This is a genomic window from Burkholderia sp. PR2 (genome assembly GCF_052372875.1).
GTDB classification, from domain to species: Bacteria; Pseudomonadota; Gammaproteobacteria; order Burkholderiales; family Burkholderiaceae; genus Burkholderia; species Burkholderia diffusa.
In genome coordinates, this window is the sequence record NZ_JBQRWH010000004.1 from 1600869 (window position 1) to 1620890 (window position 20022).

A 20022-nucleotide genomic window follows, 5' to 3' on the forward strand; every position below is an offset into this window, starting at 1 on the left:
TTTTCCGGCGGGCGCGGCGCGCAGGGCCGGGAGTGCGATCGATTCTAGAAAGCCGTTTTTTTTGTCACAATGATCGAATTTCGAACATTTCTTTGCCGAAAAGGCAAAGCGGAGCGGCCTGGACGACGGGCCCGGGGACGGAACGATGGCGGTTTTCCTGCATGGGCTTGCGTTGCGGTATTTCGTCGAAGTCGCGCGCACCGGGTCGATCAGCGACGCATCCACGAGGCTGCACGTGGCCGTCTCGGCGATCAGCCGGCAGATCGCGAAGCTCGAGAGCGAGCTCGGCGCGCCGCTGTTCGAGCGCCGGCCGCGCGGGATGGCGTTGTCGGAGGCCGGCGAACGGCTGCTGGGCTTCGCGCAGCGTAGCCTGCTGGAGGCCGAGCATGTGATGAAGGAAATCGGCGGGCTGGAGGCGCTGCACGGCAGCCTGTTGAAGGTCGCGTGCTCGGAGGGGTTCGCGATCGACTTCCTGCCAGGCGTGCTGGCAAGCTTCAAGGCGCGCCACCCGGGCGTCGATTTCTCGGTGTGGGTCGTGTCGCCGGCGGAGGCGACACGGCGCGTGCGCGACGGCGATGCAGACATCGGGCTGACGTTCAGCCTCGCGCCGGAGCAGGGCGTGCGCGTCGAACACACGGAGCGTGCGCCGGTCTTCGCGCTCGTGCGGCGCGACCATCCGCTCGCGGCGCGCGATTCGGTGTCGCTCGCCGACGTCGCGCGGCACCCGCATGTGCTGCCCGAGGCCGGCACGACGGTGCGCCAGCTGATCGACATCGCGTGCGTGCTCGACGGGCTCATGCTCGAGCCGGAACTCACCAGCAACAACACCGCGGTGATGTATCGCTACGCGCAGCGTACCGGCGCGGTGATGTTCACGGGGCTGCTGTCGGTGCGGGACCGTTTCGACGCGGACGGCTTCGTCGCCGTGCCCGTCACGAATCCCCAGTTGCGTGAGCGCAGCATCCAGGTGCAGACGATGGCGGGGCGCGATCTTCCCGCGTCGGTGCGCGCGTTTCGCGACCATCTGATCGACGTGATGAGCAGCGCATCGCCCCCGCCGGTTGCCGTGCGCGGCCCGAGACGCCCGGGCATGAGATAATCGCGAATCCGCCTTCCATTCCCGTGCGGCTCGCCGAGCCGCATCGCCCCTGTTCGACGCCAAATTGAAGAACCTGATTGTCACCCTCGATCGCGCTGGCGAGTTCGACGAGATCATCGACGTGCGCACGCCGCTCGAGTTCGCCGAGGACCATATTCCCGGCGCGATGAACGCGCCCGTGCTCAGCAACGAGGAGCGCGTGATCGTCGGCACGATGTACCGTCAGGTGTCGCCGTACGAAGCGACGCGCGTCGGCGCGGCGATGGTCGCGCGCAACATCGCGCGCCATCTCGACACCACGTTCGCCGACCGTCCGCGCAACTGGCGACCGTTGATCTACTGCTGGCGCGGCGGCAAGCGTTCGGGTTCGATGACGACCTGGTTCAACCTGATCGGCTGGCAGGCGCGCCAACTCGAGGGCGGGTACAAGGCGTACCGCCGCTCGGTGTGCGCGACGCTCGATACGTTGCCGACGCGGTTTCGCTACATCGTGCTCGTCGGTCACACGGGCTGCGGAAAGACGCGGCTCCTGAACGCGCTGCGCGACGAAGGGGCACAGACGCTCGATCTCGAGGCGCTCGCGTGTCACCGTGGCTCGCTGCTCGGTGCGCTGCCGGGTGTGCCGCAGCCGACGCAGAAGTCCTTCGATTCGGGGCTCGTCGGTACGCTCGAGCGTTTCGACCCCGCTTGGCCCGTGTTCGTCGAATCGGAAAGCCGCAAGATCGGGCTCGTGCAGCTGCCGCTCGCGTTGCTGGACGCGTTTCGCGCGGGGCCGTGGGTGCAGGTCGAGGCGGCGCATGACGAACGTATCGCTTTCCTGCTCGAAGACTACGCCCATCTGTTCGATGAACCGGCCACGTTCAAGTCGCAGCTCGATCGACTGATCGGCCTGCATAGCCGTGAAGAGGTCGCGCGCTGGAACGCACTGATCGACGCGAACGAGCGCACCGAGCTGTTCCGCACGCTGATCGACAAGCATTACGATCCTGCATATGCACGCACCTATCGTTCGTCGTACGACAAACCGAACCGCGTGCTGACGTTCACGTTCCGACCGAATGCGGCCGACGGGCGCCAGCAGGCGCGCGCGCTGCTCGACGCGCTCGCGCTGGCCGGGCTGCCGGCATCGCCCGCTGCCGGCATGGCGGCGCGAGCCGACACCGACAACAACCCTACGACCACCACACGATGACGACCACACGCCCTCAACCCAGTCCAGCGCTCGGCTGGATGACCTTCCTGCTGATCGCGGTCGCGGGACTGTTCTACGTGAAATGGTTCCCGTATTACAACAAGGCGTTCGTCGCCGCCGAGCATCATTCGATCGGCCAGTCGATCCTGATGGGCACGTCGGCGAGCGCTCCCGAGCCGTCGCTGAAGGCGGCGCTCGACTACGCGTGGGCGTACGGCAAGACGATCTGGCAGGCCATGGTGCTCGGCCTGCTGCTCGGTTCGGCCGTGCAGGCGCTGCTGCCGGCGCACTGGGTTGCGCGTGCGCTCGGCCGCACGGGCTTCGGCAGCGTCGCCGCGGGCGGCCTGCTTTCGCTGCCCGGCATGATGTGCACGTGCTGCGCGGCGCCGGTCGTCGCGGGCCTGCGCGCGCGGCACGCGTCGCCGGGCGGCGCGGTCGCGTTCTGGCTCGGCAACACGGTCCTGAATCCGGCCGCGCTGGTGTTCATGGGCTTCGTGCTCGGCTGGCACTGGAGCGCGCTGCGGCTCGTGCTCGGCGTCGCGATGGTATTCGGGATCGGCTATCTGCTGAACCGTGTCGCGCGCCCCGAGGACCGCAGCGTCGACGATGCGCAACTCGCCGCGCTGGCAGCCGAGCAGGCCGCCGCGGGCAATCCGTTCGTCCGCTGGATGAAGCTGCTCGCACGCATGGCCGTGCGGCTCGTGCCCGAATACATCGTGCTCGTGCTGCTGCTCGGCGCGGCGCGCGCGTGGCTGTTCCCGCATATCGGCCCGGACATCGGCAATCATCTCGGCTGGATCATCGCGTTCGCGGTCGCGGGCACCTTGTTCGTGATCCCGACGGCCGGCGAGGTGCCGATCATCCAGGCGATGCTGTCGCTCGGCATGGGCGTCGGCCCGGCTGCCGCGCTGCTGATGACGCTGCCGCCGATCAGCGTGCCGTCGCTCGCGATGCTCGCGCGTTCGTTCAAGCCCTACATGCTGGCGATCGTCACGGGCCTCGTCGTCGTGTTCGGGATCGTGAGCGGGCTGCTCGCGATCGCGTTCGGGTTCTGACGGATACGCGGGCGGGAAGGCGAGCGGGCCTGCGCGATGGCTGCCGTGCCGCGCGCCGACCGATTCCGCCGCGCGACGGCCGTATTCATCCGGCGCCGCCGCTTCACGCGTGCGGTGCCCTTTACAAGAAGCAAACAGGAAAACGCATGACCCAACCGAAGATTCATCCTCGACTCGAAAAGGCGCTGACGCGCGGCGATCTCGCGATCCGCCAGGCCAATTCCGCGCGGGCGACTGCCGTGCTGAACGCGCTCGGCACGATGATCATCGAAGCCTCCGCCACGATCGGCGTCGAGGCCAGTATCGACATTCCGCAAGGCGACCGCATTTACGATCCGGTGAACGGCCTGTGGCCGCAGAAGATGCTGGTGTCGTTCGACGGTCCGGTCGACGAGGCCGACGCGGAAGAGCTGCGCGCGGTCTATCTCGTCGCCGACGATCCGGGAACGCAGTTCCGCGTCGAATGGCACCGCGCTGACGGCAAGCTCGGCCGCCACGAAGGCGGCCCGCTGGCGACCGTCGCATTCCTGACCGACGTCGAGATCCCGTGGAGCGACGACGACGAGTAACGTCGTCGCCATTTCATCGCAGCATCGAGCGGGCGCCGTGCGCGCCGGCCGTCAGCGCATCATCCGCCGCCGGAACAGCCACGCGGAGACCACGAATCCGCCGACCGCATAGCCGGCGAGCACCGCGAGATGCAGGCCGACGTCCGTCGCCGGCCGGCCGAGCATCGCGGGGCGGATGAGTTCGACCGCGTTCGCGAGCGGCAGCATGTGTGCCGCGTGCTGCGCGACCGGCGGCAACTGCGTGATCGGGAAGAACACCCCCGACAGCAGCAGCATCGGCGTCAGCACGAGCGTCTGATAGAACATGAAGAAGTCGTAGGACGGCGCGAGCGCAGTGACGATCATCGCCGTGCTCGCGAACGCGAGGCCGGCGAGTGCGATCACGGGCAGTGCCGCGAGCATCGACGGAAACCGCGCATAGCCGAGCAGGCCCGCGACGAGCATGATCGCGACGCCCGACAGCAGCGCCTTGCTCGCGCCCCAGACAATCTCCCCGAGCACGATGTCGCCCAGCGCGAGCGGCGTATGCATGATCGCTTCCCAGGTGCGCTGCACGTGCATTCGCGAGAAGCCCGAATACATCGATTCGAAGCTCGCGGACATCATCACGCTCGAACTGACCGTGCCGGCCGCGAGGAACGCGATATACGACACGCCGTCGACGTGGCCGAGCATCAGGCCGAGCCCGAATCCCAGCCCGAACAGGTAGATCATCGGATCGGCGAGATTGCCGAACAGCGAGGCGAGCGCGAGCTTGCGCCACACGAGGTAGTTGCGTCGCCACACGGCAATCCAGTTGGTGGCATTTGCGGGCAGCGCGATCGCGAAGCGTGATTCGCGTGGCGGTGCGGACGGCGCGGCGGCGGAATAGTTGCGTACGTCCATGATCGATCAGTCCTGCATTTCGCGGCCCGTGAGCCGCAGGAACACGTCCTCCAGATTGGCCGGACGGTGCAGATAACGCAATCCCGTGCGACCCTTGAGTCGCGCACTGAGCGGCTCGGGATCGGTCACGTAGCAGAACAGCGTCTCACCGCTGATCTCGGTGTGCTTCGCGAACGGCGCCAGTTCGTCGCGCAGCGCGACCGGGTCGAGCCCGTAGATCTCGATCACGTCGCAGCCGATCTCCGATTCGATCAGCGCGTGCGGCGCGCCTTCGGCGATCTTGCGGCCTTCCTCGATCACGCACAGCCGGTCGCACAGGCGCTCCGCTTCTTCCATGAAATGCGTGGTGATCAGGATCGTCTTGCCGCGGGCGAGCAGCGACCGCAACCGCTCCCACATCAGGTGCCGCGCCTGCGGATCGAGGCCCGTCGTCGGCTCGTCGAGCACCAGCACGTCGGGATCGTTGACGAGCGCGCGTGCGAGCGTCAGACGGCGCTTCATGCCGCCCGACAATTCGCCGACCTTCGCATCCGCCTTGTTTTCCAGCTTCGCGAATTCGAGCAGTGGTTGCACGAGCGCGCGTGCGGCGTGTGCCGACATGCCGAAATAGCGGCTGAACACGAGCAGGTTCTCGCGGACCGTGAAGTCGGGGTCGAGGTTGTCGAACTGCGGGACGACACCGACGCGCTGGCGCGCATGCCGTGCGCGTGACGGAACCGGCTCGCCGCAAAGTGAAATGGTGCCGGCGTCGGGATACGCGAGGCCGAGCAGCATCTTCAGCGTCGTGGTCTTGCCGGCGCCGTTCGGCCCGAGCAGGCCATAGCATTCGCCGGCCTGCACGTGGAAGGACAGATCGTTGACGACGAGCTTGTCGCCATAGCGCTTTTCGACGTTCCGGAAATCGATCGGTGCAACGGACATGGGCAGGTTGTCGTTGTAAGCGGACGCGGACGCGTTTCGCGGCCGGTCGGACGGGCATGCCGGCCGGCGAACGGATCGGGTGAATGCGTGTCACATGGGCATGACCGAGGCGAACGCGCGTCGACGGCACGGACGGGCCATTCTAGTGCATCGGCTGCGTCTCTTCAGGGCAGGCTCGCGCGACACGGTGCATGCGCGCACGGATCGTGCACCGCATCATCGCCGACGCGCCCCGCGTGGCGAATCAGCGTTTTCCATCCCTTGCGTCCGGAATTGCGGCGCACCATGATGAGTGCATAGGGTACGAAGTCGCGATAGGGAGGTCTCATGGCTAGCTACAACAAGATTCTGCTGTGCTACGACGGCACGCTCGAAGGACGCAAGGCATTGCGGTGCGGTGCCAATCTTGCGCTGGACTTGAAGGCGGAAACGCATTTGCTGTCGGTCGTCGACATGCGCTCGAGCATCGCGCAAAGCGCAGGGCTGCTGACCGACGTCGCGTGCGGCCGCTTCGAGGAAACGGCGCGCGAGATACTGCAGGAAGGCGTGAACTGGCTGCGCGAGCGCGGCGTTCAGGCCGAAGGCCATTTCGCATTCGGCTATCCGATCGACGAAATCGCGAACCTCGCGACGGAACTGAAGGCCGACCTCGTCGTCGTCGGCCATCGGTGCCGCAGCGGGTTGTCGAGATGGTGGATGGGTTCGGGCAACACACAACTGCTCGATCGCGTGAACTGCAGCATTTTGGTCGCATGTTCGTCGGCGGAAGAGCAAAAGGCCGAGATCGCACGCGAACGCGAAGCGGCCACCGCGAGCGGCAAGTGACGCAACGATTGTGTGGCCGGCCGGGTCGTATCGCGATTCGCGCCGGTCACGCGCAGTGCCGCTAGCGGCATCCACGCCGATTGCGGCCGCTCAGGCGTGCAGGTCGATCGCGGACAGCTTCCACGAAAACAAGCCGAAGCGGTGGAAGATCGCCGCATAGCGCGTGCCGTCCGCGCTGCGCTGGTAGGTCACGACAAATTCATCGATATTCCGGTAGCCGGCGCTCGTTTGCCGCGGATGGGCCGCCTCGCCGGGGCTGGCCGGTGCGGGGGCGGTGGCTGGCGCAGATGCGGCGGAGGCGGTGGCATTGCTGGCCGGTACGGGGGCGCTCGCCGGATTGACCGGCGGCGCGGCCGGTGCATTGTCAGGCGTAGCGCCTGACGGCGGGCCCGACCATTCGGGCGGTCGTTCGCCCGGATTGCCGCGCGGGGGAATGCCGCTCATCAGCGCCGCTACACCTTCCGGTGTCGCATAGGCATCGACCAAGGGGCCGATCAACGCAGATCCGATCAGCGCGCCAATCACCGCGAACGGATTGTCTTTCTTCACTGCGTCGATTCGGCGCATCAACTCTTCCGTGACCTGCTGCTTCAGGCTGATGCGCAGCGACGGAAAATCGACATACTCGCTGACCGCTTGCGCATCGCGCGCATCGATCGCCGATTTCAGGCGACCGAGCGCGACGTACGGCGATGCGTACGCATAACCGATCGCCACCAGGACGGCGATGGCCAGCACAACGATCAGCAATGGCTTGAGCCGCCACGCGCGGCCCGAAGATCCAGTCACGATGCCTCCGGTGCGGACACGTTCCGCAATCAGAGACCGCCGTGCGTGGCCGATCGTTCCTCGGCGATGCAGCGATCGATCATCCGGCACACGGCATCGATCGTCCCGACCATGATCAGGCGCGACCGGCCGTGATAGACGCGCACGGGCGCACGGCGCGCCGGTTCCGCGTGATTCAGGCCGCCATTCAGCGAGACCCGCGCGAATGCGGGAAGTGCTGACGGCAGCAGCGACGCCTGCCGTTCAACTGCGACTTCTTGGCTCACCACGGGCGCCGCGGCGGACAGCGGCGCGCAGGGCGTGCGGCCGCGCAGGTGACGCAGGCGGCCGAATTGACGGAAAGGCAGCAGACGGGAAAGGCGTTCCATGATGTTCTCCTCAGCGAGACCGATTGTCAGAGTTCGCCCGAGCGGATCAGCCCGACGGCGATGCCTTCCAGCGCGAACTCCGCGCTGCCGGCCTTGACGAAGATATTTTCGTAATCCGGGTTCTCCGCGATCAGCTCGAGGCCGCCGGGCCGGCGCATCAGGCGCTTGACCGTGACGTCGTCGCCGAGACGCGCGACGATGATCTGGCCGTCCTTCGCTTCCGTGCGCTTCTGCACGGCGAGGAGGTCGCCGTCGAGAATGCCGGCGTCGCGCATCGACAGGCCGCGCACCTTCAGCAGGTAATCGGGCTTGCTGGTGAACAGCGCGGGATCGCACGCGTAATGATGCGAGATGTGCTCCTGCGCGAGGATCGGGCTACCGGCCGCGACGCGGCCGACGAGCGGCAGCGACAGTTGCATCAGGCCGGCGTGCGGCAGCGTGAACTGGTGCGGGGCGTCGTCGATGCCGAGCAGGCGGATGCCGCGCGACGCGCCGGCGGCCAGCTCGATCACGCCCTTGCGCGCCAGCGCACGGAGGTGTTCCTCGGCCGCGTTCGGCGAGCTGAAACCCAGCTCTGCCGCAATTTCGGCGCGCGTGGGCGGGAAACCGGAGCGCTCGATCGCGCGGCGGATCAAGTCGAACACTTGCTGCTGACGGGCGGTGAGTTTGGTCATGGCTGAACTGTATGGATAGACAGTGAGCTGTATTTTTATACAGTACTTCGCGAATTTCAAGTGTTACTTGAGGTTCGACGCGATCACGCCGGTTCCGGCGCGATTTCACGACGTCCGGACGCCGGTTTGTCTGCCGCAACCGTCCGTCCCGTCTGCGTTAGCACTTTTGAGTATTAAAAAATGAAGAACGATTATTTTTAATCATGTAACCCGTTCGTTAGACTGGCCCGACATCGCAATACAGGCAACACTGGAGAACCAAGGATGGGCAAGCGCAATACGGGGTTGGTGGGCGGAGCGGGCCGCCTGATCGCAACACTCGCGCTGGGCGCGGCGGCGGCGCTGGGCGTCGCGACGCACGCCCAGGCCGATGTGACGTTCCTGAACGTGTCCTACGACCCGACGCGTGAGCTGTATCAGGACTTCAATCAGGCGTTCGGCAAGGAGTGGAAGGCGAAGACGGGCGAGACCGTCAACTTCAAGCAGTCGCACGGCGGCTCGGGCGCGCAGGCGCGCTCGGTGCTCGACGGCCTGCAGGCCGACGTCGTGACGCTTGCGCTCGCCTACGACATCGACGCGCTCGCCAACAAGGGCCTTGTCAACAAGGGCTGGCAGAAGCGCCTGCCCGACAACGCATCGCCGTACACGTCGACGATCGTGTTCCTCGTGCGCAAGGGCAATCCGAAGGGGATCAAGGACTGGGACGACCTGACCAGGCCGGGCGTCTCGATCGTCACGCCGAACCCGAAGACGTCGGGCGGCGCGCGCTGGAACTACCTGGCCGCGTGGGCGTATGCGGTGCACAAGCCGGGCGGCAACGAGCAGACGGCGAAGGAATTCGTCACGAAGCTGTACAAGAACGCGGGCGTGCTCGATTCCGGCGCGCGAGGCGCGACGACGAGCTTCGTTCAGCGCGGAATCGGCGACGTGCTGATCGCATGGGAAAACGAGGCATTCCTGTCGGTCAAGGAATTCGGTACCGACAAGTTCGAGATCGTCGTGCCGTCGGTGAGCATCCTGGCCGAGCCGCCCGTCGCGGTGGTCGACAAGGTGGTGGACAAGAAGGGCACGCGCAAGCTGGCCGACGCATACCTGAACTTCCTGTACAGCCCGCAGGGCCAGGAGATCGCGGCGCGCAACTACTACCGGCCGCGTTCGAAGAACGTGCCGGCGGAGCTGACGAAGCAGTTCCCGAAGCTGAAGCTGTACACGGTCGACGACACGTTCGGCGGCTGGACGAATGCGCAGAAGACGCATTTCGCGGACGGCGGTGTGTTCGATTCGATCTACAAGCCGCAGTAACGCGACGCAGCAAGCCATAACGACAGTGGCGCGCCACGAGAGCGCGCCGCATCCCCGACGGGCCGCCGGCGCACTGCATCGCGCCGGCGGTTTGCGTCGGACCCATGAGCAGCATCGACCCAGCAAGAGCATCCGATGACGACGTACACCTTTCGCAAGCCGAGCGCGCTGCCCGGTTTCGGCGTGACGCTCGGCATCACGGTGGCTTATTTGAGCCTCGTGGTGCTGATTCCGCTCGCCGCCACGTTCATGAAGACCGCGACGCTGTCGTGGGACCAGTTCGTCACCGCCGTCACGTCGCCGCGCGTGCTCGCGTCGTACCGGCTGACGTTCTCCGCCGCGCTCGGCGGCGCGCTGATCAACGCCGTGTTCGGCTTTCTCGTCGCGTGGGTGCTCGTGCGCTACACGTTCCCGTTCAAGCGCCTCGTCGATGCGATCGTCGACCTGCCGTTCGCGCTGCCGACGTCGGTCGCCGGCATCTCGCTTGCCGCCGTCTATGCGACCAACGGCTGGGTCGGCCAGTATCTCGCGCCGTTCGGCATCAAGATCGCGTTCACGCCGGTCGGCGTGCTGGTGGCGCTGACCTTCATCGGGCTGCCGTTCGTCGTGCGCACCGTGCAGCCGGTGCTCGAGGATTTCGAGCGCGAGCAGGAAGAGGCCGCAGCGTGCCTCGGCGCATCGCGCTGGCTGACGTTCCGCCGCGTCGTGCTGCCGGCCGTGCTGCCGGCGCTGCTCACCGGCTTCGCGCTGGCGTTCGCTCGCGCGCTCGGCGAGTACGGGTCGGTCATCTTCATCGCCGGCAACGTGCCAATGAAATCCGAGATCACGTCGCTGCTGATCATCACGAAGCTCGAGCAGTACGACTATGCGGGCGCGACCGCGCTGGCGGTCGTGATGCTGGTCGCGTCGTTCCTGATGCTGCTGCTGATCAACTCGCTGCAGTGGTATCTGCAACGCCGCACGAGCAAGGGCGCGAGCGGCCCCGCGCCGGCGACCGTCACCGTCGCCGCCGGAGCAGGAGGCCAGCAATGAACGAGGAGGCCACCGTCGTGCTGAAAACCCCGCCGTCGGCCGCGCAAGGCCGTGCCGCGAATCGGCTCGACCCCGTCAGCGAGCCGCGCGCCGTGCGCTGGCTGCTGATCGGCGTCGCGCTGGCGTTCCTCGCGTTCTTCCTCGTCGTGCCGCTCGCCGCGGTGTTCTTCGAGGCGCTGCGCAAGGGCGTCGGCTTCTATCTCGAATCGCTCGCCGATCCCGACGCCTGGTCGGCGATCAAGCTGACGCTGACCGTCGCCGTGATCGCAGTGCCGTTGAACCTCGTGTTCGGCGTATGCGCATCGTGGGCGATCGCGAAGTTCGAATTCCGCGGCAAGGCGTTGCTGACCACGCTGATCGACCTGCCGTTCTCCGTGTCGCCGGTGATCTCGGGTCTCGTCTACGTGCTGCTGTTCGGCGCGCAGGGCTGGCTCGGGCCGTGGCTGCAGGATCACGACGTGCAGATCATCTTCGCGGTGCCGGGCATCGTGCTCGCGACGATCTTCGTCACGTTTCCGTTCGTCGCGCGCGAGCTGATCCCGCTGATGCAGGCGCAGGGCACCGACGAGGAAGAGGCCGCGCGCGTGCTCGGCGCGTCGGGCTGGCAGATCTTCCGGCGCGTGACGCTGCCGAACGTGAAGTGGGGCCTGCTGTACGGCGTGATCCTGTGCAATGCGCGGGCGATGGGCGAATTCGGTGCGGTGTCGGTCGTGTCCGGCCACATTCGCGGCGTGACCGACACGATGCCGCTACACGTCGAGATCCTGTACAACGAATACAACTTCGCGGCGGCGTTCGCGGTGGCGTCGGTGCTGGCGTTGCTCGCGCTCGTCACGCTCGCGCTGAAGCTGCTCGCCGAACGTCACCTCGCCGCCGAACTGGCCGGCGCACGCGACGACGTTCCCGCTCATGCCGGCCCCGTCGCCGCCATTTCGTCGAAATCGTAAAGAGGCAACCAGAATGGGTATCACCGTCCGTCACCTTCAGAAGCGCTTCGGCGATTTCACCGCGCTCGACAACGTATCGCTCGACTTTCCGCAGGGCGAGCTCGTCGCGCTGCTCGGGCCGTCCGGCTGCGGCAAGACCACGCTGCTGCGCGTGATCGCGGGCCTCGAGCACGCGGACGCCGGCCAGGTCGTGCTGCAGGGGCTCGACGTCGCGTCGGTCGGCGCGCGCGATCGCCAGGTCGGCTTCGTGTTCCAGCATTACGCGCTGTTCCGCCACATGACCGTGTTCGAGAACGTCGCGTTCGGGCTGCGCGTGAAGCCGCGCCGCGAGCGGCCGTCGGAAGCCCTGATCCGCGACAAGGTGCACGAACTGCTGAAGCTCGTGCAGCTCGACTGGCTCGCGCAGCGCTATCCGTCCGAGCTGTCGGGCGGCCAGCGCCAGCGGATCGCGCTGGCCCGCGCGCTCGCGGTCGAGCCGAAGGTGTTGCTGCTCGACGAGCCGTTCGGCGCGCTCGACGCGAAGGTGCGCAAGGAACTGCGCGGCTGGCTGCGCCGCCTGCACGACGACCTGCACATCTCGACGATCTTCGTCACGCACGACCAGGAGGAAGCGCTGGAAGTGGCCGACCGGATCGTCGTGCTGAACCGCGGTCACGTCGAGCAGGTCGGCAGCCCGCAGGATGTGTACGACCATCCGCAAAGCGCGTTCGTCTACGAGTTTCTCGGCGCGGCGAACCGGTTGCCGGGCACGGTCGCCGGGCGCGGCTTCGTCGCCGAGGGCGCCGCTGCGCCGATCGAGGTCGACGCCGACTTCGCGGGCCCCGCGAACGCGTACGTGCGGCCGCACGACCTGCAGCTTTGGCCGGCAGGCGAAGGGCATCGGGACGGCATCGCGGTGGACGTGCGCCGCGTGATCCCGCTCGGCGGCTCGGTGCGGGTCGAACTCGAGGCGCGCACGGGCGGCGCGCTCGAAGCGGAACTCGATCGCGATGCGTGGCGTGCGCTCGCGCTGCAGGTCGGCGACGGCGCGACGGCCGTGCCGCGCGCGGTTCGCGTATTTCCCGCACACTGACGCCCATACCCGGTAATGAGAAGAGGGCGGATACCGCTCCGGATCACATTCGAACAACGACAGCCCAAGAGGCATACCCATGAATTTTCAGCAATTGCGTTTCGTGCGCGAAGCCGTGCGCCAGAACATGAACCTGACGGAAGTCGCTAACGTGCTGTACACGTCGCAGTCGGGCGTGTCGAAGCAGATCAAGGATCTCGAGGATGAACTGGGTGTCGACATCTTCATCCGGCGCGGCAAGCGGCTCACGGGGCTCACGGAGCCGGGCAAGGCCGTGCACCAGCTGATCGAGCGGATGCTGCTCGATGCGGAGAACCTGCGCCGCGTCGCGCGCCAGTTCGCGGACCAGGACAGCGGCCACCTCGTCGTCGCGACGACCCACACGCAGGCGCGCTATGCGCTGCCGAAGGTGATCCGCCAGTTCACCGACGTGTTCCCGAAGGTGCATCTCGCGCTGCGCCAGGGCAGCCCGCAGCAGATCGCGCAAATGATCCTGAACGGCGAAGCCGACCTCGGCATCTCGACCGAGGCGCTCGATCGCTATCCGGATATCGTCACGTTCCCGTGCTATTCGTGGCACCACACGGTGGTCGTGCCGAAGGGGCATCCGCTCGTCGGCCGCGAAAACCTGACGCTCGACGAAATCGCCGAGTACCCGATCATCACGTATGACCAGGACTTCACGGGCCGCTCGCACATCGACCAGGCGTTCGCGCAGGCCGGCGCCGTGCCCGACGTCGTGCTGACCGCGATCGACGCGGACGTGATCAAGACCTACGTCGAGCTCGGGATGGGGATCGGCGTCGTCGCGGCGATGGCCTTCGATCCGCAACGCGACGCCGGGCTCGTCGCGCTCGACACGCAGCACCTGTTCGAGGCGAGCACGACGCGCGTCGGGTTGCGCAAGGGCGCGTTCCTGCGCGCGTATGCATACCGGCTGATCGAGATGTTCGCGCCACACCTGAACGAAGCCGAAATCGCCGGGCTGCTGCGCGAAGCGGTCTGATCGAGCAAGTGATGTTTCGGGGGCGCGGCAGGCCCCCGCTGGGCGGCCGCGACGAAGCGGCGCCGCCGCACCCGGTGTAACGCGCCGCAATCGGAGCGCGCAATCGCGCGCTCCGAATAAACCCTTAAATATTGATCAGACGGGTTGCGCGTCGACCCGAAACGGTACAGCATAGCCCTCACTCCGCCGGCGTCCCCGCCGGCGGTGGCGCGTCGACGACAGCACGCGCCAGGCAGTCGGCCGTCTGCCTCGCTTCCATTCCGTGGTACCGACAAGCAGCATCGATGGCCAATGCCCGGGTAGTGTGGCGCAAACGTTTGCTCGCATTAAAACAACAGTCCGGCCCGTCGGGCCAGTCGCCAGGAGATATGTATGAATGTCCGCTTTCGCCGTCGCTTCCTGACCGCCGCGCTTGCCGCCGTCGCGGTCGCTGCCGCACCGGCCGTCCATGCCCAATCGGCAGGCAAGCCGAAGGTGGCGCTCGTGATGAAGTCGCTCGCCAACGAGTTCTTCCTGACGATGGAAAACGGCGCGAAGGAATACCAGAAGCACAACGCCGGCCAGTTCGACCTGATCACGAACGGGATCAAGGACGAGACCGACACCGCGAACCAGATCCGCATCGTCGAGCAGATGATCGTGTCGAAGGTCGATGCGATCGTGCTCGCGCCGGCCGACTCCAAGGCACTCGTGCCGGTCGTGAAGAAGGCGGTCGACGCGGGCATCATCGTCGTGAACATCGACAACCGGCTCGATCCCGACGTGCTGAAGTCGAAGAACCTGAACGTGCCGTTCGTCGGCCCCGACAACCGCAAGGGCGCGCGCAAGATCGGCGACTACCTCGCCAAGCGGCTGAAGGCGGGCGACCAGGTCGGCATCATCGAAGGCGTGTCGACGACCACCAATGCGCAGCAGCGCACGGCCGGCTTCCAGGATGCGATGAAGGCGGGCGGGATGAAGGTCGTGTCGGTGCAGTCGGGCGAATGGGAGATCGACAAGGGCAATGCGGTCGCCTCCGCGATGCTGAACGAATACCCGAACCTGCGGGCGCTGCTGTGCGGCAACGACAACATGGCGATCGGTGCCGTGTCGGCCGTGCGGGCGGCGGGCAAGCAGGGCAAGGTGCTCGTGGTCGGTTACGACAACATCAACGCGATCAAGCCGATGCTGAAGGACGGCCGCGTGATCGCGACCGCCGACCAGTACGCGGCGAAGCAGGCCGTATTCGGCATCGACACGGCGCTCAAGGCGATCGCCGAGCATCGCAAGCAGGCCGACATGACCGGCGTGGTCGAGACGCCGGTGGATCTCGTGACGAAGTGACGCCGCGCCGGTGCGGCCGCCGCCCTCAAGAATCCGGCGCGGCGGCCGTTATCCGGTGTGAGCGCGATCACGGCCACTGCATGCACATGCACTAGTGAGCGTCATTCCCGCGCGCCGCGTGCGCGCGGCCGCAACCAGGATCGCGATGGAACCGACCTTCCAACCCTCCCGTTCAGCTGTTCCCGTGCTGTCCGTCTCCGGCGTGGGCAAGACCTACGCCGAACCCGTGCTCGCCGACGTCACGCTGATGCTCGCGCCGGGTGAGGCGCTCGCGCTGACGGGCGAGAACGGCGCAGGAAAGAGCACGCTGTCGAAGATCATCGGCGGGCTCGTCGACCCGACGACCGGCACGATGCAGCTCGGCGGCCAGGCCTATGCGCCGGCGAGCCGCACGCAGGCCGAGGCGCTCGGCGTGCGCATGGTGATGCAGGAGCTGAACCTGCTGCCGACGCTGACGGTTGCCGAAAACCTGTTTCTGAACCGTCTGCCGCGGCGCTTTGGCATCATCGATCGCGCGCGGCTGCGCGACGATGCGCGTGCCGCGATGGCGCAGGTCGGGCTCGACGCGGTCGACCCCGATACGCCGGTCGGCGCGCTCGGCATCGGCCACCAGCAGATGGTCGAGATCGCGCGCAACCTGATCGGCGACTGCCGCGTGCTGATCCTCGACGAGCCGACCGCGATGCTGACCGCGCGCGAGGTCGAACTGCTGTTCGAGCAGATCGACCGGCTGAAGGCGCGCGGCGTGGCGATCGTCTACATCTCGCACCGGCTCGAGGAGCTCGCGCGCGTCGCCGAGCGCGTCGCGGTGCTGCGCGACGGCCGGCTCGTGCATGTCGGCGACATGGCCGCGACGACGTCCGACGGGCTCGTCACACTGATGGTCGGGCGCGAACTCGGCGAGCACATCGATCTCGGCGCGCGCCATATCGGCGCGCCGAGACTCGTCGTGTCGGGCATGACGCGCGGCACGGCCGTGCAGGACGTGTCGCTCGAAGTGCGCTCGGGCGAGATCTTCGGCATTTCGGGGCTGATCGGGGCGGGGCGCACCGAGCTGCTGCGGCTGATCTACGGCGCGGATACGCCGGACGCCGGGATGATCGCAGTCGGCGATCCGCTGAAACCGGCGCACATCGGCTCGCCCGTCGACGCGGTGAGACACGGCATCGCGCTGATCACCGAGGACCGCAAGGGCGAAGGGCTGCTGCTGTCGCAGTCGGTCACGTCGAACGTGTCGCTCGGCCAGCTCGACCGGCTCGCGCGCGGCGGCATCGTTGATACGACGCGCGAGACGGCGCTCGCCGAGCAGCAGATCGACGCGTTGCGGATCCGCACGCACGGCGCCGCGCAGGCGGTCGGCGAACTGTCGGGCGGCAACCAGCAGAAGGTCGTGATCGGCCGCTGGCTCGCGCGCGACATGGGCGTGCTGCTGTTCGACGAACCGACCCGCGGGATCGACGTCGGCGCCAAGTTCGAGATCTACACGCTGATGGGCGCGCTCGCGCGCGAGGGCCGTGCGCTGGTGGTCGTATCGAGCGACCTGCGCGAGCTGATGCTGATCTGCGACCGGATCGGCGTGATGTCGGCCGGCCGCATGACCGCCGTGTTCGAACGCGGCAACTGGACCCAGGATGCGCTGCTGGCTGCGGCGTTCGCCGGCTTCGGCCGCGAAGCGCTGCCGGACGGCGCGCGGCATCCGGATGCGGAAGGCGCGCCGCGCGCGGCTTCCGGCACTTCGACCACAGGACGACAGCAATGACCCAGCCTCCCGTATCCCCGAGCGACGCAGGCGCGCAGCAGACCGTGACGGGGCGCCGCGCGCGTACGCTGTCCGGCACGCGGCTCGGCGTGTCGAACTATCTCGGGCTCGCCGGCGCGCTCGCCGCGATGATCGCGCTGTTCTCGGCGCTGAGTTCGCATTTTCTGACCTACGATACGTTCAGTACGATCGCGAACCAGATTCCCGATCTCGTCGTGATGTCGGTGGGGATGACCTTCGTGCTGATCATCGCCGGCATCGACCTGTCGGTCGGCTCGGTGCTCGCGCTGGCCGCGTCGATGGTCAGCGTGGCCGCGCTGAAATGGCAGTGGGGGCCGCTGCCGGCCGCGCTGATCGGGATCGCGGTCGCGACCGCGACGGGCTCGCTGACGGGCGCGATCACGGTCGGCTGGCGGATTCCGTCGTTCATCGTGTCGCTCGGCGTGCTCGAGGCCGCGCGCGGCGTCGCATACCAGCTGACGAATTCGCGCACGGCCTACATCGGCGACGCGTTCGATTTCCTGTCGAATCCGATCGCGCTCGGCATCTCGCCGGCGTTCCTGATCGCGGTCGCGGTGATGATCGCGGCACAGTTCGTCCTCACGCGCACCGTGTTCGGACGCTATCTCGTCGGGATCGGCACGAACGAAGAGGCGGTACGGCTTGCCGGGGTTAACCCGCGTCCGTATAAAATCCTCGTATTCGCATTGATGGGCGCGCTCGCCGGGCTCGCGTCGCTGTTCCAGATCTCGCGGCTCGAGGCCGCCGATCCGAACGCGGGCGCGGGCGTCGAGCTGCAGGTGATCGCAGCCGTCGTGATCGGCGGCACGAGTCTGATGGGCGGGCGCGGCTCGGTGATCAGCACGTTCTTCGGCGTGTTGATCATCTCCGTGCTGGCCGCAGGGCTGGCGCAGATCGGCGCGAACGAGCCGACCAAACGGATCATCACCGGGGCGGTGATCGTGGTCGCGGTCGTGCTCGACACGTATCGCAGCCGGCGCGCGCGCGCGCGATAGAACTACTACACGGAAAGCAGACCAGAGAGAAACGGGAAATGGCGACGATCAAGGATGTGGCAGCCATGGCGGGCGTGTCGTTTACGACCGTCTCGCACGTGGTGAACAATTCGCGGCCGGTGTCCGCGGATGTGCGTGCGAAGGTCGAGGGTGCGATCCGCGAGCTGAATTACGTGCCATCGGCCGTGGCGCGCTCGCTGAAGGCGCGCTCGACGGCGACCATCGGCCTCGTCGTGCCGAACAGCACGAATCCGTACTTCGCGGAGCTTGCGCGCGGCATCGAGGACCAGTGCGCGGCCAACGGCTATTGCGTGTTCTTCTGCAACTCGGACGACGATCCCGTGAAGCAGCGCAACTACCTGCGCGTGCTGCAGGAAAAGCGCATCGACGGGCTGATCGTCGCATCGGCCGGCGAGGACGCGGTGCTCGCGCAGACACTCGCGGACGCGCATGCGCCGCTCGTCGTCGTCGACCGCAACATCGAGGGGCTTGCGGCCGACCTCGTGCAGATCGACCACGAACGCGGTGCCTACCTGGCGACGCGTCACCTGCTCGAACTCGGGCACGCGAAGATCGGCTGCATCACCGGGCCGACCGACACGGCCGTCAGCGCGATGCGCGTGCACGGCTTCATCCGCGCGATGGCCGAGCGCGGGATCGACATCGTGCCGGGCGCGATCGCGGAAAGCGATTTTTCGTGCCTCGGCGGCTACCACGCGGCATCGCGGCTGTTCGAGTCGGTGCATCCCAGCGCGATTTTCGCGGGCAACGACCTGATGGGCGTCGGCGCGCTGCGCGCGGCGGCCGAGCGCGGCATGCGCGTGCCGGACGACTGCTCGATCATCGGCTTCGACGACATCGAATTCTCCCGTTACACGTACCCGGCGCTGTCGACGGTCGGCCAGTCGGTGCGCGCGCTCGGCGAAATGGCCGCGCAAACGCTGATCGAGCGCATCGGCGGCGGTTCGACGGCTGCGCCGAGCCGTCGTCGCGTCGTGTCGCCGCGTCTCGTGCTGCGCGAATCGACGGCGATCTACCGCGAGCCAGCCGCGCCGGGCGGCCGCCCATGACGGCGCGCACGGCGGGCGCCGGCCGCGTGACGGTGGTCGGCAGCCTCAACATGGATCTCGTCGTGCGTGCGCCGCGGCTGCCGATGCCGGGCGAAACGCTTGCCGGGCATGAATACGCGCAGGCGGCGGGCGGCAAGGGCGGCAACCAGGCCGTCGCGGCGGCGCGGCTCGGCGCGCAGGTCGTGATGATCGGCTGCGTCGGCGCGGATGCGCACGGTACCGCGCTGCGGGCCGGCCTAGAGGCCGAAGGCATCGACTGTTCGCGGCTCGCGACGAGCGCGTCGGCGTCGACCGGTGTCGCGCTGATCGTCGTCGACGACGCGAGCCAGAACGCGATCGTGATCGTCGCGGGCGGCAATGGCGAAGTGACGACCGATACGGTGGCGCGGCACGAGGCCGCGCTCGCCGCGACCGACGTGCTGATCTGCCAGCTCGAGACGCCGCCGGACGCAGTGTTCGCGGCGCTGTCGGCCGGGCGGCGGTTCGGCCGCATCGTGGTGCTCAATCCGGCGCCGGCCGTTGCGCCGCTGCCGGACGGCTGGCTGCCGCTGGTCGATTACCTGATTCCGAACGAAGTGGAGGCGGCCGCGCTGACCGGGCTACCGGTGCGCAATCCGGCCGAGGCGGAAGCCGCAGCGCGTGCGCTGCACGCGGCCGGCGCGCGCAACGTGCTGATCACGCTCGGCGCGCGCGGCGTGTGCGCGCTGACGGCCGACGGCGCGGCGCGCCATTATCCGGCACCCGTCGTCAAGGCCGTCGACACGACCGCGGCCGGCGATACCTTCATCGGCGGATTCGCCGCGCGGCTCGCGGCAGGTGAGGCCATCGACACGGCCATCCGCTTCGCGCAACGCGCGGCGGCGTTGTCGGTCACGCGCGCAGGCGCGCAGCCGTCGATTCCCACCCTCGCCGAGCTGGCCGAATAGGGCTGGATCGCGCTTCTCGGCCGGCGCGTGCGGAAGCAGGCGCCGGCCATCTCCCCCGATTGCACCATCACGATGCTTGCCACGCGATTTCGCGAGGCAGGCCTGCGATGCTTCGGCCCTATTGTTCGGAAATTTGTAATTAACCGACGAATTGATGAAAAAATTGACATGAATACCATCAAGCTGCGCAGC

Annotated in this window: 20 protein-coding genes; 15 read left to right on the plus strand and 5 right to left on the minus strand. The window is 67.3% G+C overall.

The window, feature by feature from the left end:
- The first annotated feature begins 145 nt into the window (after positions 1-145).
- The 4 genes from ACT2FV_RS24705 (at position 146) to ACT2FV_RS24720 (ending at position 3915) form a co-directional block, all read left to right on the plus strand.
- Entirely contained in the window at positions 146-1099 is a 954-nt protein-coding gene (locus ACT2FV_RS24705) for a LysR family transcriptional regulator (RefSeq protein ID WP_059606636.1), read from the plus strand.
- Between the two features lie 64 nt (positions 1100-1163).
- Positions 1164-2291, plus strand: a complete 1128-nt coding sequence (gene mnmH / locus ACT2FV_RS24710) for a tRNA 2-selenouridine(34) synthase MnmH (protein WP_151050232.1) — start codon at positions 1164-1166, stop codon at positions 2289-2291.
- Positions 2288-3346, plus strand: a complete 1059-nt coding sequence (locus ACT2FV_RS24715; RefSeq protein ID WP_444504987.1) for a permease — start codon at positions 2288-2290, stop codon at positions 3344-3346. The genes mnmH and ACT2FV_RS24715 overlap by 4 nt, the downstream gene beginning before the upstream one ends.
- Positions 3347-3492: 146 nt before the next feature.
- Complete coding sequence (locus tag ACT2FV_RS24720; RefSeq protein WP_059449632.1) at positions 3493-3915, plus strand: hypothetical protein; 423 nt, start codon at positions 3493-3495, stop codon at positions 3913-3915.
- A gap of 51 nt (positions 3916-3966) precedes the next feature.
- Here ACT2FV_RS24720 and ACT2FV_RS24725 read toward each other — a convergent pair whose 3' ends face one another.
- Both ACT2FV_RS24725 and nodI read right to left on the minus strand, forming a co-directional pair.
- A complete protein-coding gene (locus ACT2FV_RS24725) occupies positions 3967-4800 on the minus strand; it encodes an ABC transporter permease (RefSeq protein WP_124906100.1) in 834 nt (277 codons plus the stop codon).
- A gap of 6 nt (positions 4801-4806) precedes the next feature.
- Complete coding sequence (gene nodI / locus ACT2FV_RS24730; RefSeq protein WP_059606650.1) at positions 4807-5721, minus strand: nodulation factor ABC transporter ATP-binding protein NodI; 915 nt, start codon at positions 5719-5721, stop codon at positions 4807-4809.
- A gap of 327 nt (positions 5722-6048) precedes the next feature.
- Here nodI and ACT2FV_RS24735 point away from each other — a divergent pair, with 327 nt between their 5' ends.
- On the plus strand, positions 6049-6546 hold the full coding sequence (locus tag ACT2FV_RS24735; protein WP_044843612.1) for a universal stress protein: 498 nt from the start codon (positions 6049-6051) through the stop codon (positions 6544-6546).
- 90 nt (positions 6547-6636) lie between these two features.
- Here ACT2FV_RS24735 and ACT2FV_RS24740 read toward each other — a convergent pair whose 3' ends face one another.
- The 3 genes from ACT2FV_RS24740 to lexA are packed head-to-tail and all read right to left on the minus strand — an operon-like array spanning position 6637 to position 8377.
- Complete coding sequence (locus ACT2FV_RS24740; protein WP_059606651.1) at positions 6637-7335, minus strand: DUF2939 domain-containing protein; 699 nt, start codon at positions 7333-7335, stop codon at positions 6637-6639.
- A 29-nt stretch (positions 7336-7364) separates the two neighbouring features.
- Positions 7365-7703: a hypothetical protein gene (locus ACT2FV_RS24745; protein WP_124906104.1), complete on the minus strand. Its 339-nt coding sequence runs from the start codon at positions 7701-7703 to the stop codon at positions 7365-7367.
- 26 nt (positions 7704-7729) lie between these two features.
- Positions 7730-8377: a transcriptional repressor LexA gene (gene lexA / locus ACT2FV_RS24750; RefSeq protein WP_059606655.1), complete on the minus strand. Its 648-nt coding sequence runs from the start codon at positions 8375-8377 to the stop codon at positions 7730-7732.
- Between the two features lie 264 nt (positions 8378-8641).
- Here lexA and ACT2FV_RS24755 point away from each other — a divergent pair, with 264 nt between their 5' ends.
- The 10 genes from ACT2FV_RS24755 (at position 8642) to rbsK (ending at position 19830) form a co-directional block, all read left to right on the plus strand.
- Positions 8642-9679 carry a sulfate ABC transporter substrate-binding protein gene (locus ACT2FV_RS24755; protein ID WP_059606657.1) on the plus strand — a complete coding sequence of 346 codons (1038 nt, stop codon included), beginning with the start codon at positions 8642-8644 and terminating at the stop codon, positions 9677-9679.
- Positions 9680-9814: 135 nt separating this feature from the next.
- On the plus strand, positions 9815-10711 hold the full coding sequence (cysT, locus tag ACT2FV_RS24760) for a sulfate ABC transporter permease subunit CysT (RefSeq protein ID WP_444504988.1): 897 nt from the start codon (positions 9815-9817) through the stop codon (positions 10709-10711).
- Positions 10708-11658, plus strand: a complete 951-nt coding sequence (cysW, locus tag ACT2FV_RS24765) for a sulfate ABC transporter permease subunit CysW (RefSeq protein ID WP_059606662.1) — start codon at positions 10708-10710, stop codon at positions 11656-11658. Before cysT ends, cysW begins: the two co-directional genes overlap by 4 nt.
- A 13-nt stretch (positions 11659-11671) precedes the next feature.
- Positions 11672-12730 carry a sulfate/molybdate ABC transporter ATP-binding protein gene (locus tag ACT2FV_RS24770; RefSeq protein ID WP_444504989.1) on the plus strand — a complete coding sequence of 353 codons (1059 nt, stop codon included), beginning with the start codon at positions 11672-11674 and terminating at the stop codon, positions 12728-12730.
- Positions 12731-12809: 79 nt separating this feature from the next.
- Complete coding sequence (locus tag ACT2FV_RS24775; RefSeq protein ID WP_444504990.1) at positions 12810-13736, plus strand: CysB family HTH-type transcriptional regulator; 927 nt, start codon at positions 12810-12812, stop codon at positions 13734-13736.
- Positions 13737-14108: 372 nt separating this feature from the next.
- The gene (locus ACT2FV_RS24780; protein WP_059606671.1) at positions 14109-15059 is read left to right on the plus strand and encodes a sugar ABC transporter substrate-binding protein; all 951 of its coding nucleotides are present in this window, start codon (positions 14109-14111) and stop codon (positions 15057-15059) included.
- A gap of 145 nt (positions 15060-15204) precedes the next feature.
- Positions 15205-16818, plus strand: a complete 1614-nt coding sequence (locus ACT2FV_RS24785; RefSeq protein WP_444504991.1) for a sugar ABC transporter ATP-binding protein — start codon at positions 15205-15207, stop codon at positions 16816-16818.
- Positions 16815-17834 (plus strand): ABC transporter permease, encoded by a 1020-nt coding sequence (locus tag ACT2FV_RS24790; protein WP_124626120.1) that lies wholly within the window; start codon positions 16815-16817, stop codon positions 17832-17834. Before ACT2FV_RS24785 ends, ACT2FV_RS24790 begins: the two co-directional genes overlap by 4 nt.
- 38 nt (positions 17835-17872) lie before the next feature.
- On the plus strand, positions 17873-18904 hold the full coding sequence (locus ACT2FV_RS24795) for a LacI family DNA-binding transcriptional regulator (protein ID WP_059606677.1): 1032 nt from the start codon (positions 17873-17875) through the stop codon (positions 18902-18904).
- Positions 18901-19830 carry a ribokinase gene (rbsK, locus tag ACT2FV_RS24800; protein WP_444504992.1) on the plus strand — a complete coding sequence of 310 codons (930 nt, stop codon included), beginning with the start codon at positions 18901-18903 and terminating at the stop codon, positions 19828-19830. Before ACT2FV_RS24795 ends, rbsK begins: the two co-directional genes overlap by 4 nt.
- The last annotated feature ends 192 nt before the right edge of the window (positions 19831-20022 follow it).